This is a genomic window from Paenibacillus sp. sgz302191, from assembly GCF_057749925.1.
Window position 1 is genome coordinate 12,483 of record NZ_JBYLHY010000041.1, and the last position, 16,084, is coordinate 28,566.

The 16,084-nt window shown below is 54.5% G+C and carries 13 protein-coding genes and 1 riboswitch; of the genes, 10 read left to right on the forward strand and 3 right to left on the reverse strand.

Going from position 1 to position 16,084, the window contains the following annotated elements:
• Positions 1-84 precede the first annotated feature (84 nt).
• From AC3G2T_RS34605 to AC3G2T_RS34620, 4 genes are all read left to right on the forward strand, one after another.
• Positions 85-2,451 carry a beta-galactosidase gene (locus AC3G2T_RS34605; protein ID WP_488438294.1) on the forward strand — a complete coding sequence of 789 codons (2,367 nt, stop codon included), beginning with the start codon at positions 85-87 and terminating at the stop codon, positions 2,449-2,451.
• A gap of 20 nt (positions 2,452-2,471) precedes the next feature.
• Entirely contained in the window at positions 2,472-3,836 is a 1,365-nt protein-coding gene (locus AC3G2T_RS34610; protein ID WP_488438295.1) for an MATE family efflux transporter, read from the forward strand.
• A gap of 558 nt (positions 3,837-4,394) precedes the next feature.
• Positions 4,395-4,504: riboswitch (cyclic di-GMP riboswitch) on the forward strand.
• 53 nt (positions 4,505-4,557) lie between these two features.
• Entirely contained in the window at positions 4,558-6,249 is a 1,692-nt protein-coding gene (locus AC3G2T_RS34615) for a WXG100 family type VII secretion target (RefSeq protein ID WP_488438296.1), read from the forward strand.
• An 11-nt stretch (positions 6,250-6,260) separates the two neighbouring features.
• On the forward strand, positions 6,261-6,518 hold the full coding sequence (locus AC3G2T_RS34620) for a hypothetical protein (RefSeq protein WP_474685200.1): 258 nt from the start codon (positions 6,261-6,263) through the stop codon (positions 6,516-6,518).
• Between the two features lie 149 nt (positions 6,519-6,667).
• Here AC3G2T_RS34620 and AC3G2T_RS34625 read toward each other — a convergent pair whose 3' ends face one another.
• The gene (locus AC3G2T_RS34625) at positions 6,668-7,549 is read right to left on the reverse strand and encodes a glycoside hydrolase family 43 protein (protein ID WP_488438297.1); all 882 of its coding nucleotides are present in this window, start codon (positions 7,547-7,549) and stop codon (positions 6,668-6,670) included.
• A gap of 171 nt (positions 7,550-7,720) precedes the next feature.
• Between AC3G2T_RS34625 and AC3G2T_RS34630 the strand changes: the two genes are divergently transcribed.
• Entirely contained in the window at positions 7,721-8,080 is a 360-nt protein-coding gene (locus tag AC3G2T_RS34630) for a hypothetical protein (RefSeq protein ID WP_474685202.1), read from the forward strand.
• A 67-nt stretch (positions 8,081-8,147) separates the two neighbouring features.
• Here AC3G2T_RS34630 and AC3G2T_RS34635 read toward each other — a convergent pair whose 3' ends face one another.
• Positions 8,148-10,295, reverse strand: a complete 2,148-nt coding sequence (locus AC3G2T_RS34635; RefSeq protein WP_488438298.1) for a DNA topoisomerase III — start codon at positions 10,293-10,295, stop codon at positions 8,148-8,150.
• A 39-nt stretch (positions 10,296-10,334) separates the two neighbouring features.
• Positions 10,335-11,105 carry a sulfite exporter TauE/SafE family protein gene (locus tag AC3G2T_RS34640; RefSeq protein ID WP_488438325.1) on the reverse strand — a complete coding sequence of 257 codons (771 nt, stop codon included), beginning with the start codon at positions 11,103-11,105 and terminating at the stop codon, positions 10,335-10,337.
• 147 nt (positions 11,106-11,252) lie between these two features.
• On the opposite strand from AC3G2T_RS34640, the gene AC3G2T_RS34645 reads away from it, so the two are divergent.
• The 5 genes from AC3G2T_RS34645 to AC3G2T_RS34665 all read left to right on the forward strand — a co-directional run bounded on the left by AC3G2T_RS34645 (position 11,253) and on the right by AC3G2T_RS34665 (position 16,014).
• Positions 11,253-12,293 carry a LacI family DNA-binding transcriptional regulator gene (locus AC3G2T_RS34645; RefSeq protein ID WP_488438299.1) on the forward strand — a complete coding sequence of 347 codons (1,041 nt, stop codon included), beginning with the start codon at positions 11,253-11,255 and terminating at the stop codon, positions 12,291-12,293.
• 41 nt (positions 12,294-12,334) lie between these two features.
• Complete coding sequence (locus AC3G2T_RS34650; RefSeq protein WP_488438300.1) at positions 12,335-12,793, forward strand: VOC family protein; 459 nt, start codon at positions 12,335-12,337, stop codon at positions 12,791-12,793.
• Positions 12,794-12,865: 72 nt separating this feature from the next.
• The gene (locus tag AC3G2T_RS34655; RefSeq protein WP_488438301.1) at positions 12,866-13,564 is read left to right on the forward strand and encodes an SDR family NAD(P)-dependent oxidoreductase; all 699 of its coding nucleotides are present in this window, start codon (positions 12,866-12,868) and stop codon (positions 13,562-13,564) included.
• A 31-nt stretch (positions 13,565-13,595) separates the two neighbouring features.
• Positions 13,596-14,243 carry a ThuA domain-containing protein gene (locus tag AC3G2T_RS34660; RefSeq protein WP_488438302.1) on the forward strand — a complete coding sequence of 216 codons (648 nt, stop codon included), beginning with the start codon at positions 13,596-13,598 and terminating at the stop codon, positions 14,241-14,243.
• 169 nt (positions 14,244-14,412) lie between these two features.
• Positions 14,413-16,014, forward strand: a complete 1,602-nt coding sequence (locus AC3G2T_RS34665; protein ID WP_488438303.1) for a diguanylate cyclase — start codon at positions 14,413-14,415, stop codon at positions 16,012-16,014.
• The last annotated feature ends 70 nt before the right edge of the window (positions 16,015-16,084 follow it).

Here is a 16,084-nt window from a genome sequence, read left to right on the forward strand (position 1 = left end):
TATTTCAGGCGATTGCTGATACAGTAGAAGAAAACCGGATTTGGACGGGCAACGCGTCCATGGGAACCGAAAGGGAATGATGGAATGGACACAGCAGGCGGCAAGCGTCTTGCCTTGAATTTGCAAGGGATAACGAAGCGAGTGCGGCCGGGCACGCTGCGGTTAGGCGGTCAAAACCCGCAAGGGGATCGGATTTCTTTTACCAATTATTACATGGAATGGAACGGCAGGCCGTTTTTCGGCATTGCGGGCGAGTTTCATTACTCCCGTTATCCCGATGAGGGATGGGAGGAAGCTCTGTTAAAAATGAAGGCGGCGGGCGTGAATATCGTCGCTACCTACATTTTTTGGATTCATCACGAAGAAGAGGAAGGGCGGTTTTGCTGGGACGGCAATTTGCAGCTGCGCAAATTTATTGAATTGTGCGGCAAGCACGGGCTGCATCTGATTTTGCGGGTCGGGCCATTTTGCCATGGGGAGTGCCGTAATGGAGGGATTCCCGATTGGCTGTACGGCAGGCCGTTCGAGGTCCGTTCCAACGATGAGGCTTATCTGGCTTATGTGACCCGGCTCTACAAAGAAATCGGCAAGCAAGCCGAAGGCCTGATGTTCAAGGACGGCGGTCCGGTTATCGGCATCCAGCTGGAAAATGAATATATGCATGCAGGCGCGCCTTGGGAGCATACGAACGGGCAGAGCAACGAATTCGTACCGGCCGGCGGAGACGGGGCTGCGCATATGAAAGAACTGAAGCGGCTCGCTTTGGAAGCTGGATTGGTTGCGCCGATTTATACGTCTACCGGTTGGGGCGGGGCGCCTGTGCTGGAGGACGAAGTGCTGCCACTCTATGGAGGTTATGCGTACACGCCCTGGAATGTCAACGAAAATCAGCCTGAGCAGCCGCCGACGACCGAGTTTTTGTTTGCGGACTATCATAACAATGCGCGCCAGGCTCACGGGTTTGAGCCGCCTTACGAGCCGGAAAACTATCCCTATGCCTGCTGCGAGATGGGCGGAGGGATGCAGGCCTGGTATTTGGCGCGGTTTCAGGTGGAACCGGAAAGCGTGCAGGCGATGACGCTGCAAAAAATCGCCGGAGGCTGCAATTTTATCGGCTACTACGTCTTCCATGGCGGTACCCAGCCCGTAGGCAAGCATGCTTACATGAACGAGAAAACGTGTCCGAAAATATCCTATGACTATCAGGCGCCGATCGGCGAATTCGGTCAAGTCCGCGAGTCGTACCGCAGGCTGAAGGGGCTGTTCACCTTCCTGCGCAGCTTCGGTGAAACGCTCTGCGATACGGCCACAGTGCTGCCTGACAATGCCGCGCTGCTGACCCCGGCCGATACGGAGCATGTGCGTTATGCGGCCCGCGCGCGCGACGGAGCGGGGTATTTGTTCCTGAACAACTTTCAGGATCATGTGGAGATGAAAGATCATCACGACGTGTCGATTGCGCTGGAGCTGGACGGCGAGACGCTGCGGGTACCCGAATCGGGCGGATTCACGCTGCGGCGGAATGTTTCGGCTATGCTTCCTTTTCATATGGACCTGGACGGCATTCTTTTGAAATATGCGACCGCTCAGCCGCTTACGAAAATCGGGGCGGGAGATGAGACCGTTTATTTCTTCTTCACGCCTGAAGGCATGGAGGCGGAGTTTGCTTTCGCCGGTCCGGATTTGGCGGGCGTGGAAGCCGATGGCGGCTCGGTGCAGCGTGCGGGGGCGCGGACGTTAGTTCGGTTTGGTCCGGACGGCCAGGGCGTGATCCGTTTGAAAAAAACGGACGGAACCGCCGTGCAGATCAGGCTGCTCACCCATGAGCAGTCGCTGCGGTTGTATGACGTGAGCGTCTGGGGCGAGCACAGATTGATTTTGTCGGAAAGCCCGGTCGCCGTGCTTGACGATCAGCTTCGACTGTTTCACCGTGACGGGGGAACTGTTGAATTCGGCGTGTTTGCAGCGGAACGGCTGACACTTTCCTGCTCTGCCGGCGCGGGAACGCTGACGCCGACAGGGGAGGCGGAAGCGGGATTCGCACGCTACCGCCTGGAGCTTCCGCCGAATCGGCTGGAAGCGGAGGTGCAGTTGATCGGCGGCCGCAAAGCGGTGGTGCGAATTCCCGAATCTGCATGGAGTCTGCCTAACCTGCATGAATGGTTCCTATCCGTCGAATACGAAGGCGACATCGGCAGCGCTTTTATAGGCGGCAAGCTTGTCGGCGACCATTTCTGGAACGGCGATGCATGGGAGCTTGGATTGACCCGCCTGGAAGCGCAGCTGCATGCTCAGCCGCTTGACGTAGTCGTCGTTCCGGCCCGCCGGGGGACAATCGTAACCAGCGATTCGGCCATGGCCATCCAGCAGACGTTCGTCGGCCAGGAAGTAGCCCAAATCCGCTCCGTTCGCCTCATCCCGGAGGTTTGCCTAACGGTTGCCAAGGGGTAGACGGAGGGCTATTTTCAGCTATGGAGCAATCGCAACTAGATCTCAAACGAATTTCGCTGTGGAGCTTATCCTGGCCGATCGCGGTCGAAATGCTTCTTCAGTTTTTGATGGGAACCGTCGATTCGCTGATGGTCAGTAGTATCGGGGATAACGCGGTTTCGGCGGTTGGGCTTTCCAATCAAGTTATTCAATCCATAATGACGGTATTTTTTCTTATCAATTCAGGAGCGGGTGTCGTAGTCGCCCGGAAATGGGGAGCGGGAAAAACCGCTGAGGCGCGCAGGACGGCATTTATGGCGATAAAAATAAACCTCATCGGCGGTCTGGCGCTCAGCATGCTCCTCTGCATGTTGGCGGAACCTATCGTTCGGCTGATGAACGCCCCCGGCGAAGTGCACGATTACGCCGTTACGTACCTAAGAATCGTCGGCGCCGGGATGTTCGTGACGGTGCTCCACCTCAGCATCTCGTCTTTCATCCGCAGCACGGGGAACACGCGGGGGCCGATGGTCGTTTCCATCGGTATGAATCTGATCCATGCGGCGTCGAATTCCGTATTGATATTCGGTTTGCTCGGCTTTCCGACGCTCGGCATTCTGGGCGTGTCGATCTCGACCCTGGCAAGCCGTTCCGCTGCATTGCTATGCTGCATGTGGCTGCTGTATCAGGCGTTCAGGCACGGTATGCGCCGGCTGGACTGGAAAGGCTATGACAGACCGTTAATGAGGGAAATGCTGTCGATTGGCGTACCTTCGATTTTTACATCGGTATCCTGGGGATTGTCGCAGGTTGTTGTGCTTTCCATTGTGTCCTCGTTGGGTGAGACGCAGCTTGCCTCCTTCACGTATTTGAACGTGATTCAGCAGTTTCCGTGGGTTATCGGTTCCGCTGTCGGCGCTGCCGTGTCCATTCAAGTGGGACAATTGTTCGGAGCCGGGCGGCATGACCTTGTGAGACGCAGTCCTTACCTGGGCGCCAGAGCCGGTATGGCCGCAACGCTCTGCGCCGCTCTGCTCGCCTGGTACTTCGCGCGCACAGCTTTGGGGTGGTTCACCCGGGATGAAGAGGTGATTGCGGCTGCGCTGCCTGTTTTCACATTTTGCCTTGTGTGGCAGCCGCTGCGCATCTGGACCTTCTGTCTGACCAACGCTTTGAATGCCGTCGGCCATGCCAGGTTTGTGGCTGTCATCAGCGTGCTGGGCATGTGGTTGACGACAACCGGAGGCGCATATTTGTTCGGGATTACGGCTGGCTGGGGGATCTACGGCATATTTGCCGCCTATATGATCGACGAAACGTTCCGGGCCGTATTGGCTTGGCGCCGTTGGAAACGCGGCATAGCCCAGCCGAAGGAGCAGGGTGCTGCCCCGGCGGTTGGAACATAGGGGAGGGAGCGACGGAGCATGCCTTAAGGGCGTGCCCAGAGCCGATAGCCACAATCTTCCTGGCGATGGTGGTGCTGCCGGTGCGGTGTGGTGTGGTGCAGTGCAGTGTGAAGAAAACCTGCAAAAATACATGAATTTGCGCCCTTGATCCGCTGGACGCGAACAATTCCTGCAATTGTACAGGCTTTTCAGCGGGGACATGGGCTCAGGTCCGCTTTCAGCGAAAATTCCTGCACTTTTGCAGGATTTTCGCCAAAATAAGCCAATTTCGGAGGGAAAACCTGCACTTTCGCAGGTTTTTTCCTGTCCCGGTTTGTCAAACCGCCTCATGCCCCCCCGCCATGCAGCGGCACCAGCACCAGGACAGGCGCGAGATGGAGAGCACGGCTGTGCCGAACATTGGCGCTTCTTCAGTTCCTCTAAGCCTAATACGTATAACCCATGGATCACCCGCGTAAAAACTTTTTTGTGGAAATATGTTAGATTATGGGTTGATATGGAACTTGTATTGAAACTAATGTACTATTTTCATAGTTTTAAATACCTAATAACCAAGTGAAATTGAAAAGGCAAACCTGACCGAAAGACAGGGACGCAAAGCCACGGGTCTACTTCTATGGGGTGCAAGTCGTCAGACATCCTCAGGAAACGGCAGCCGGGCCGCCAACAGCAGTTGGTTTTTTGTATTGCGGCAAGTAGTGTAATGCGAGGAGGAAGCTAGGTGCAAATACGTGTTGAAACGTCGACGCTGCGAGCCACGGCCAGCGAGCTTCGCACGACGATCGGGACGCTGGAGCGCATCCAAAGCCAGCTCCGCAGCGCGATGAACGGGCTCGCGATGTCCAGCCGGCATCGATCCGATGTGGATAGCGGCTACCAATCGATTGACCGGATGCTGCAAGAACTGCGCTACGAACTGCAGCAAATCCAGGACTTCACTACGAAAAAAGCGAATCAATTCGATGAGGCGGACGGGAAGAGCAAGGGGTTCAGCATGAGCGGCGCTCTTTCTTTTGTGAAGAATGCCGTCAACAAAGGGTTTAGTTTTCTTTCTCCGATTAGCAACACCGCAAGGTTGATGTCGGCGTTATTTGGCAGCGGCCAAGCCGCCGGGAAGCAATCCAACTTCAAGGAACTGGGATTGACAGCCTTAGAAGCCTACGCGACAATGGTGAATAAGAACGCCAAGCTGATGGATTATTTGGAGGTCCCGAGCACTTTTGTCACGAAATCGCTGGATAGCTTCCAGGAAATCGGGAAGGACATGATAAAAGGATTCGAAGAACGCGCCGCCCACTCCCTGGACTCCCCTGCTGATTTTTTGAATTATGTAACCATGGGTATTCCAAAAGGCATCAACGACGGTCTACAAAATAGGGCAAACAAAATGATGGATTCTCCCTACGATTTTGCCAATTGGCTGAGCATGGGGGCCGTCGAAACGGTCAAGGAGGCATTGGATCCGAAAGAAGCGCTCTCCAAGGAGCATTGGATGGCGAGCTTTGGGCTGGCTTCCATGATCACGGGAGGGACATCGGCGCTTATTTCGAAGGGGAAGCATGCTTTAGGGAATACGGCCAGAGGAATCGGCGAAGCAGACCAGGGAACTCCTCCGCAAACGATCAAACCGCCTGAGAAGCCACATGAGAGACCAAATGAGAAGCTGCCAGAGGGTGAGGGACGAGGAAATCTTAAATTTAAAAATGTAGGGGAATACTTTGAATATATCAGTGAAATAGGAAAACGAACGGATTTAACTGCTGAACAGAAGTTTGAAAAGATTCATGAAGCGTATGCTGCGTTAGAAGTTAAAGGTGATGTTACAGTTGTCTCTGACATGAAATTCCTGAAGCCTGAAGGATTTGGACCAAACGGCAGAATGATTGTAGATTGGCCAGATAATCTGGGATTTGTAGAAGATTCAATCCAATCTATCAACAGAAAAAATCCTTTGCCAGAACAATGGGATAGAGTTGGGGGGAAGGCTGGGGAGAATTTCACTACTTTACCTAATAACGGTGTACCATTCACTTATGATCAACGTGCAATTCCTTATGTGGAAAATTTAACAGCAAGGCATGAAGGAACTTTCTTAAAGGATTCGTATTTTGATGCCATTGATGCTATCAAGAGTGGAAATCTTGAAGAGTTGAATCGAATTGTAAGTGCAAATGAAAAGAAGCCTGTTTCTAATATTGAGTTTGACAGATTTAAGGCACAATACACAAGTTTCCAGGAAAATGTAAAACAAGCCGTTGGAAATGTGGATGCAACTTATGGATTGAAAGGCACTGCTGCACCATGGACTAGTAGCTCTACAGGTGAGGTATTAATGAATGGTGGGGCAGAGCAAATTGTAACACCGTTGAATGGAGAAATACTGGAGAGAATGGGGATTATACCAAAATATTAGGGGTGTTTGTAATGACTAAGGAAGAGCTTCTAATGAAACTGGAGTCTGAAAAAATCAATATTGGTGAGTATATCATGGTACTTGATAGCATAACAGATGAACCGCTTGTAATGGGCTGTGTCTTTGATAAAGGTATGTGGAAAATTTATGAGACAAGGGAACGTGGAGGTCATTATATCATCAAGGAAATAGATAATGAAAATGAAGCGTTTGATTATTTTTATGAGTTGCTATTAAGTAGACATAACTATTTGACTCAAAATAATTAGAGTCATACTTTAGAGAATAAGGCCTAAGAGAAATTACAAGAGTGATTTCAACCAATAAAAGCCCCCCTTCTCCACGTTGCGAGTGGAAATGGGGGGTCTTTTGCTTCAGCTTGCGCGGGCAGGCGCTTTGGCGATCGCTCCGCCTGACTTTACACCCGTCGCAGCGGCGCCAAGGTGCCGTCGTGCTCTTCCAGCTCGAGGATGATCGGGCGCTCCTCGGGGTTCACGTTCGGGGCGTGGATGGTGAGCAGCAGCCTGCCCGCAAAATCGCGGAACAGCATGCCGTGGCCGCCATCCTCGCCGAATACGGGCGCTGCGTCGTGCACCCATGGGCCCGTAACGAGCCCGGGCTGCGACCGGGCGAGACCCATCGCGTAGCCTTGGCGGCCTCCGCTCGACCAGAGCATGACAAGCTCTCCGTCTTTCATCCGGTAGAGGAAAGGGCCGTCCGTCACGTATTGCCCCTCCTTGCCGCCGACCGACCATGGCGCCTCCGAGGCGCGGAACAGCAGCACAGGCTCGCCTACAGTTCCCGTCAAATCCCCTTTCAGCCTTATGGCATACATTTCTCCGTCCGTAACCTGCAGCCATTCCCTGCAAAAAATCATCCAAGGCGCGCGCTGCTCATCCAGGAATAAAGTCCCGTCCAAACATTCCCAGTCCTCCGGCGTCACCGGATCTGTCCCATGTGGGACAAAAGGCCCCTCCGGGCTGTCCGATACGAGAATTTGCGTAGCGCGGCACCGGCCTTCGGCTTTGAACGAGGCGAACATATAAAAGCGCCCCTCGTAAATATGAACTTCAGGGGCCCAGTAATGATGATCGGACCAGAAGCTTTCGTCCGGGCGGAAAACGGCCTTCGGCCCGTCCCAATGAACAAGGTCGGAGCTGGTGTAAACATCGAAGCCGTGCGGCTTCCCCGACCAGGCGGTAAGGCCGGCGGTTCCGTACAAGTAATAAACGCCTTCCTGCGGAACGGGCAAAATAAAAGGATCTCTGAAATTGATTTGCGAAAGTGGAAGTGAAGTCATGCGCTATGGCCTCCATAATCAAATATATGTCTAGCTAATTATAGTAAAAAATATGAGATAAAATAAGAGCGGATTTATATCGAAACTGAATAGAACTTTCGAACTACATATGCTATGATTATATAGAACTAGATATTTGTCGAAAGAACGACCGAAATGGGAGAGGATTTCATGTCAGCCGCAAGACAGGAGTTAATTGATGAATTTTTCCAAATGATTCGCAAATTGAATCGTACGGGAACAGATATTCATCATGTCAGAGACTTTTTCTGGAAAGTTTCGGGGCTTCGTTCCTTCGTACCTCCGACCGTTGAGTTTATGACGGTTTTGAAAAATTACAATGCCGTTTTGTTCCATGAATTTAAAACTTCGCTGGTGCCGAACTCCAGTATGCATATTCTGGCCGGTCTCCATATGGAAGCCGGGGCAGCACTGATCAGCTTGGGGATTACCACCGTGGAAGAACTCGAGACGGCTGTCAGGGGCTCGGGCAAGTCCGCCAAGTCGGTGAAATCGTGTAGAGCCGTTTAACCGTCATCCAATGAAAAACCTCCAAAACCACTGAAGCGAGTGGAGTTTGGAGGTTTTTTATTTTGCCTTAATCCCCGTTTTGCTGCTGCAGGGCGGCCCGGAGTTTATCGGCGAGGCTGTTGCCTACGCCCGAATTGTCGGAGTACTGCTCGATCAGCTGGCGGTTCGCCTTGGCCGCTGCCCGCCGGCCGCCGCCGCCGTTTTCGTTCTCCAGCTTCTCGACCACGTTGCAGGGGCGGCATTGAAAATATTTGCCGGCCTTGCCCGTATGAATTTCCATCTTTTTGTGGCACTGCGGGCAGCGCCGGTTGGACAACTGCCCGTCAGCCTCGCGCCTGTAGGAGCATTCCCGGCTGGAGCAGGCGAGATAGCGCCCGCGTTTGCCCTTGATTTCCTGCAGCAGCTCGCCGCAATCGGGACATTTGCTGTGCGTAAGATTGTGCGGCTTGTAAGCCGCGGAGCTCCGCTTGATTTCGCCGACCAGTTCGGCAGCTTTGGCGCGAATACCGCTCAGGAACTGGTCCATGCTGCCCTGGCCTTTGGCGATCCGCTCCAGCTCCAGCTCCCACCCGGCGGTCAGCTCGGGGGAGCGCAGCTCTTCGGAGGCGAGCTCGATCAATTGGACTCCTTTGCCCGTCGGCAGCAGGAGCGAGCCTTGGCGTTCGATGGTGTCCGAGGACACCAGCTTTTCTATAATATCGGCCCGCGTAGCGGGCGTTCCGAGATTGTGCTTTTCCATCTGCGACAGCAGCGCAGCTTCCGTGTAGCGGCCGGGCGGCTTCGTCTGCCTGGCGAGCTGGCGGCTGCTCCTGACGTCCAGCACGTCGCCGGATTTGACCTGCGGAAGCAGTTGGGCCGTCTCCTCCTCGGCCTCGGCGTCATCGCGGTCCGGGTCGGAGAAGTCCGCTGCGCCGTACACTTCTTTCCAGCCCGCCTGCTTGATGACTTTGCCCGAAGCATACAGCTTCTCGCCGGCGATTTCCAGAGTCAGCCGGGTTTCGTCATATTTGCACGGCTCGTGGAACAGCGCCAGAAATCTTCGCACGATCAGGTCGTAGAGACGCCTTTCGTCCGCGCTCAGCGCTGCCAGCGAGATCGTTTCTCCGGTAGGAATGATCGCGTGATGGTCGCTGACCTTGCTGTCGTCGACGATCCGTTTCGTTATTTTCAGCGGCTTCCGGATAAACGGGGCGGCCAGAGCGGCATACGGGCCGATGGCGGTTCCCTTAAGCCTTCCCGGCAGCGTAGCGGCCATGTCGGAAGTCAAGTAACGCGAGTCCGTCCGCGGATAAGTGACGATTTTGTACTGCTCGTACAGCCTTTGCAGCACATTCGAAGTCTGCTTGGCGGAAAAGCCGAATTTGCGGTTGGCGTCGCGCTGCAATTCCGTCAAATCGTACGCGAGCGGATGCGGAATCTGCTTCTCGGTTTGCTGGACAGCGGCGATCGTCGCCTTCTGGCCCTGCAGCTTCGCTTTCAGCGCGTCCGCCCGCTCGCGGTCAAAAATGCGCGTATCGCCGGTCTTCGGATCCCTCCACAGCGCGCGGAAAGAGCCGAAATCGGCCTCGATCAGCCAGTAATCGACGGAGCGGAACTCGCGAATCTCCGTTTCGCGGCGCATCAGCGTCGCGAGCGTCGGCGTCTGCACGCGGCCGGCCGACAAAGAGGCGTTGAACTTGCTCGTCAACGCCCGGGTCACATTGAGGCCGATCAGCCAATCGGCCTCCGAACGGCACACGGCTGATTGGTACAGCCGGTTGTAGTCGGTGCCGGGCTTCAGCCGGGCGAAGCCCTCGCGGATCGCCTGATCCGTCTGCGACGAAATCCAAAGCCGCTTGAACGGCTTTTTCCAACGGATCAGCTCCATAATCCAGCGGGCGACGAGCTCGCCTTCGCGCCCCGCGTCGGTGGCGATGACCAGCTCCGCGAGGTCCGGCCGCTTGCTGAGCTGCTCGATCGCACGGTATTGGTGCGACGTTTCCTTGATGACCTTGAGCTTCATGCGCTCGGGTATAATGGGCAGGTCTTCCAGATTCCACGTTTTGTAGCGCGGATCGTAGTCGTCAGGCTCTGCGAGCGTGACCAAATGTCCGAGCGCCCACGTTACGACGTATTTGGGACCTTCATGGTGGTGTTTGTGCTTTTGATTGCAGCCGAGCACGCGGGCGATTTCCTTCGCTACGCTGGGCTTTTCGGCCAATACTAATATTTTCATATAAATAGGCGACCTCATCTCACTTTTATTCTGGCAAAACTAGACATGAAATACGAGCGACCAGACCTGCTTGCCGATCAGCAGTACCGTAACCAGCACGAACAGCGGCTTGACGAAGGTGCTGCCCTTGCGAATGGCCACCTGGGAGCCGACGAGCGCTCCTGCGATCATGGCGATGCCCATCGGCAGACCGTAATAAATATTGACGGATTTCATCAGGAAAAAAGTGCCGAGGCTCGCGATATTGCTGGCCAGGTTCAGCATCTTGGCGTTCGCGGACGCGCCGACGAAATCAAAGCCGACCATCAGGAACAGGAAGATCAGGAACGATCCCGTGCCCGGACCGAAAAAGCCGTCGTAAAAGCCGATGACGAAAGCCCCGGCAGTGAGCAGCAGCGTTGTTTTCGGCGTCAGCCCGGCGAATGTCGAGGCGGCGCCCCAATTTTTTTTGAAGAGCGTATACAGCGTAACGGCAATGAGCATGCCGACGACAAGCGGTTTTAAAAAGTCGGACGGAATTTGCTTGACGGTGTAGCTGCCTAATATGGCGCCGGCAAAAGATAGCGGGAATAGCGCCAGCGTCAGCCGCATATGAATCTTTTTGGACATTAAAAAAGAGCCTGTGCTCGCCAGGGAGGACATCGTGCCGCCCAATTTGTTGGTTCCGAGGCCGAAAACGGGCGGAAGCCCGGCGAAGAGCAGGGCAGGCAGGGAGATCAATCCGCCGCCGCCGACGACGGAATCGATGAAAGCGGCGAGAAAGCCGACGACAATAAGAAACAAGAGCATGTGCAAAGTTGGATAATCCATCATAAAGTATTCAAGCTCCTTAGTGTGCGATACAAGTTAGCATAAGCCAAAATGGGGCCATTTTCAATGGAGTATCGTTGACAGTGGAAGGGGGCGGAAGTACAATGGGGCTATAAACGCGCGTTCACGAAAGGGAGGCAATAGTCATTGAAAAAGACGGAAACCAATAGCGAAGAAATCGCGAAGCTGGCCGGCGTTTCCCGGAGCACAGTCAGCAGAGTCATTAATAACTATTCCAACGTGCCCGAGAAGACGCGCGCCAAAGTCATGAAGATTATCGAGCAGCATAATTATTTCCCGAATTTGTCGGCCCGGGTGCTGGCCGGGAAGAAGACGAGAACGATCGGCTTGTTTTTCATCGATTCCGGCCATGTGGCGGGAGACATGCTCAGCAATTTAATGATTGCGAGCATTATCGAATACGCCTCGTCGTTCGACTATTACGTTTTGACGAATATTATCCGCAATCCGAAGGACCCGAAGCAGGCGTCGCGCATTAAAGAGACGTTCTTTCAGAGGCGCATCGACGGCGGCATATTCATAGGCGCGGCCAATGATGAGCCGGTTATCGAAGAGCTCATAGCGGAAGGATTCATGGTAGCGATCTTCGACCAAAACCTGCCGGGACGCAATGAACCGAACCGCGTTGTCGTCAACTTCGATTACGATGAAAGCGTCAATGCCGCGGTCGATTATCTGGCCGGTTTGAATCATACGAAAATCGGCATTATCAACGGAGATATGAGGCGCTATGCGGGCCCGTCCAAATATCAGGCTTTTCTGAACGCCATGAGCCGGCACCGTTTGACCGTTGAAGCCGGGTGGGTGCTGCCCGGCGATTTTAATGAAACGAGCGGATTTCAGGCCGTTCAGCAGCTGCTGGCGCAAACGCCGGAGCTGCCTACGGCGCTTGTTGCCGCTAATGACAGCGTCGCGTTCGGGGCCGTACGCGCGTTGCAGCAGGCGGGGATCAATGTGCCGGGGGATATCTCGGTAATCGGTTTTGACGACCATGCGCTGAGCGCCCGTTTTCAGCCGGGACTGACGACGTTCCGCATGGATTTTGAGTCGATGATGCTCAAATTGACGCAGCTGCTGATTGAAAATATCGAGCATGGAGCCAAAGATTTCAACAAGGTGCTGATTCAATCCAAATTAGTTGTCAGGGACTCGTGCAAGCCGCTCTGACATACGTGTTTACAAAAAAACGCGCAAAAGGGAGATCGGACATGGACAACAACATTTTGGGAACGAAAGTTATCGCGCAAATCGGGCTGCTGGTTCACGACATTGACAAGACGAGCCAGACGTATGCGGATTTTTTCGGCGTAGAGAAGCCGAAGTGGTTTTGGACGGATACGGCCGACGTCACGCAAGCCGAATATCGGGGAGAACGGATGGAAGCAAGATGCAAGCTGGCTTTTTTCGACATGGGCTCGCTGCAGCTTGAGCTGATCGAGCCGGATGAAAAGCCGAGCGTATGGCGCGACTGGCTCGACAGAGACGGCGAAGGCTTCCATCACATCGCTTTTATTATCGACGGCATGAAAGAGAAAATCGCGCTCATGGAGCGGAGCGGGATGCCGCTGCTGCAAAAAGGCGAGTACACCGGCGGGCGCTATGCCTACCTGGACAGCGTGCCGCAGCTGAAGCTGATGATCGAATTGCTGGAGAACGATAAAAAATAATAGTCAAACCGCCGAACCTGGAAGTATCATTAGAGAAGAAAGCAGGCTGACAAAGCGGGGGGGGGGATTCCTTTGAATATTTTCATTACAGGCGCGAATCGCGGCCTGGGCTTCGCGTTGGCGGAGCTTTGTGCGGAGCGGGGGCACACGGTGTATGCAGGCGTCCGCGATCCGGAATCGGCCGCTGATTTGAAAGCGCTTCATGGACGATGCCCGGAACGGGTCATACCGGTCGCGCTTCATGTCACCGAGGAAGCGTCCGTGGCCGCCGCCGCGCAAGCTTTGCGCGAAAGCGGAGCGGCGCTCGACGCGATTGTCAACAACGCGGCGATTTTGCTGGGCCGTTCCGCCGCGATCGAAGAGCTGGAGCTGTCCGACGTTGCCGACTCGTTTGCCGTTAACTTGTTCGGCCCGCTGCTTGTGGTCAAGCACTTTTTGCCGCTTGTCGCCAAAGGCGCGCAGGCGAGGGTCGTCAACATCAGCTCCGAAGCGGGCAGCATGGCCGGAGCTTACGGGGGCGACTACCCGTATGCGCTGTCGAAAGCCGCGCTCAATTATTTTTCGCTGCAGTTGAGACGCTCTTTGCAGGAGGATGGGGTGCGGGTATTCGCGGTCCATCCGGGATGGATTCGGACGGATATGGGCGGCGAGTCCGCTCCGGGCGATCCGGCCGCCGCGGCCGCAGGCATTCTCGGCCTGCTGGACGGCACGACAGCGGTCGCGCACGATGCCGTGTTCGTCGATCATGCCGGACGGCCCATGCCGCTCTAAGGAATACGGATACGCATACGAGGAGGACTATATGAGTCGGATTGTTGCCGTCGTAGGAGATTACTATCACCCGCAAGAGCCGATCAGGCGCGCACTTCTGTCCGCTTTGCAGCCGCAGCTGCAAGACGGTTCCCTGCAGATCGATTTTTGCGGCGAGGATGAGCTGGCCGGCGCCCTGCGGGATAACCCGGATGCGGTCGTTCTTTTCAAAGAGGACAGGCTGAACCCGCAGGACGACGAGGTGAACAACTGGATGACGGAAGAGACGGCCGCTGCCGTCGTTCGCTACGTGGAAGCGGGAGGAGGCTGGCTGGCCTGGCATTCCGGACTGGCCTCCTACCCGGTCGAAGGCGCTTATGTCCGCATGCTTCGCGGCTATTTCGAATACCATCCGGAGCGGCACAGCGCCGTTACATATACCCGGACAGGCGGCGGGGACGAGCGGGATTCGTCCTTTGCGTTCGCCGACGAGCATTATTTCGTTCACTGCGACCGGGAGCGCACCGAAGTGTTTTTGCTATCCGCCTCGAAGGACGGCGCGTCGGTTGCCGGCTGGAAGCACGAATCGGGCCGCGGCCGGGTATGCTGCCTGACTCCCGCCCATACGGAAGCCGGCTTGAACGACCCTGCCGCGCTGCGGCTGCTGGCTGCCTGCATCGGATGGTGCCGGGGCGAATAGCCGGGAAAAACGAAGAAAAACAAACCCCATACCGAAAGAAGCAGAAGCGCTTCTCTCTGGCGGGGTATTTTTTTTGCGTAAATTGTCGGAATTTAGGAGACACGTATCCTTTTTTCACCAAGAAATGAGCTATAATGAAAGGATTAAGACAAAAGAGAGGGACAGCGCTTTGATCCGACGAATGAATTCGTTTTTTGTAAATAAAACCATTAAGCAAAGGTTTCAGCTGTGGATAGGAACCGTTATTGTTGCTTTAGGCTTCGCTATCATTCTATCTTTTTATTTTACCGAAAAAAAGGACCGGCTGTCCGAGACCAGAAGCCAGTTGAAGCAAATCGTAGCTTTTCAAAGTTTGTACATAGAACAGTGGAGCCAGGAGCGGATGGATACGATCAAAAGGTTCGCTCTTTCCGATAACGCCAGAAATAACCGAATTGCCCAACTGAATAATGAGATTTTAGCTTACGCACGCGTTCATACCGATTTTGAAAACATCGCTTACGTGGACAAGGACGGCTTCTTCAGGTCGGTGGCGAATCCGGGCCAATCGATCTATTTGGGGGACCGGGAATATTTTGCGGCGGCGCTGGAGAACAAAGATTTCATCACCGGCGTGTTGAGGTCGAAAGCGGACGGAAAAGATATCATCACTTTTTCATCGCCGGTGCTTGACGCGAACGGGAAATTTGCCGGGGCCATCATCGGAACCGTGACGATCGAACTGCTGGATACATTGATGAAGCAGCTAAGCTTCGGCCAGACGGGGGAAGTTTATATTTTGGACAACCGCAGCAGAATCGTCACGACTTCAGAAACGGACAAAGCCGAAACAAGTCTGCTGATGGATACGGAACTTTTGCGCCAGGCTCAAAATAACGGGCAAGTGACCGAGGCGTATACAGGCTTTCACGGGCAAAAAGTGTACGGCCAATATCAATGGACGCCAGGCAAAAACTGGATCGTCGTCAGTGAAATTACCGAAAACGAAGTGTTTGAAAAGCTGGACCAGCTCCTGATCACCGTCATCTGCATCACCTTGATCGCTCTCGTTCTCAGCTTCGCGGCAACCGTTAACGTCGTATCCCGATTGGAGAGGCCGATCGGCTACTTGCTGAAGGGCACGAAAATCATACAAAACGGGAATTACGATTACTACATCAATCCCGACAATATCAAAGAGGCGCCGATCGAACTACGGCAGCTTTGCAATACGTACAATTTGATGGCCAGCAAGCTCAAAGCCAATATCACGCTTTTGGAGCATTCCGCGCTTGTCGATCAGCTGACGGAAATTTTCAATCGCCGCTATATGATGCTGGAGGGCGGCAACCGGCTGAGCGCGTGCATCGCGTCGGGGCAAAACTGCTCGGCCATTATGGTCGACATCGATCATTTCAAAAAAATAAACGACACGTACGGACATCCGGTCGGAGACCGCGTGCTGCGCCATGTAGCGCTGCTGCTAAGCCGGTACGCCGGCGACGATACGATTGTCGCCCGCTACGGCGGCGAGGAGTTTATCGTGCTGGCGCTGAATCGAAATACGGAAGACAGCCGAAAGCTGGCTGAAAGCTTGAGAATGCGCATCATGAACGAGCCGTTCGAGGAAGACCGATTGGCTGTTCCGATCACGGCCAGCATGGGCATTGCCGGATATGCCGCGCAGCCGGAAACCGCCTTGGCGGCGCTGGAGGATATGGTGGCCCGCGCGGATCATGCGCTGTACAGGGCGAAAGCGGGCGGCCGCAACCGGGTGGAGCTGGCGCTGTAAATTTGTTGGTCGGAATATCGGAAGTTTCGTGTATAATAGGCAGAGAGTCGTCACAATTACCATTTTTAGG

Coding starts and splice junctions, on each gene's coding strand:
- AC3G2T_RS34605 (WP_488438294.1), top strand. CDS start 85: ATGGACACAGCAGGCGGCAAGCGTCTTGCCTTGAATTTGCAAGGGATA.
- AC3G2T_RS34610 (WP_488438295.1), top strand. CDS start 2,472: ATGGAGCAATCGCAACTAGATCTCAAACGAATTTCGCTGTGGAGCTTA.
- AC3G2T_RS34620 (WP_474685200.1), top strand. CDS start 6,261: ATGACTAAGGAAGAGCTTCTAATGAAACTGGAGTCTGAAAAAATCAAT.
- AC3G2T_RS34625 (WP_488438297.1), bottom strand. CDS start 7,549: ATGACTTCACTTCCACTTTCGCAAATCAATTTCAGAGATCCTTTTATT.
- AC3G2T_RS34630 (WP_474685202.1), top strand. CDS start 7,721: ATGTCAGCCGCAAGACAGGAGTTAATTGATGAATTTTTCCAAATGATT.
- AC3G2T_RS34635 (WP_488438298.1), bottom strand. CDS start 10,295: ATGAAAATATTAGTATTGGCCGAAAAGCCCAGCGTAGCGAAGGAAATC.
- AC3G2T_RS34640 (WP_488438325.1), bottom strand. CDS start 11,105: ATGGATTATCCAACTTTGCACATGCTCTTGTTTCTTATTGTCGTCGGC.
- AC3G2T_RS34650 (WP_488438300.1), top strand. CDS start 12,335: ATGGACAACAACATTTTGGGAACGAAAGTTATCGCGCAAATCGGGCTG.
- AC3G2T_RS34660 (WP_488438302.1), top strand. CDS start 13,596: ATGAGTCGGATTGTTGCCGTCGTAGGAGATTACTATCACCCGCAAGAG.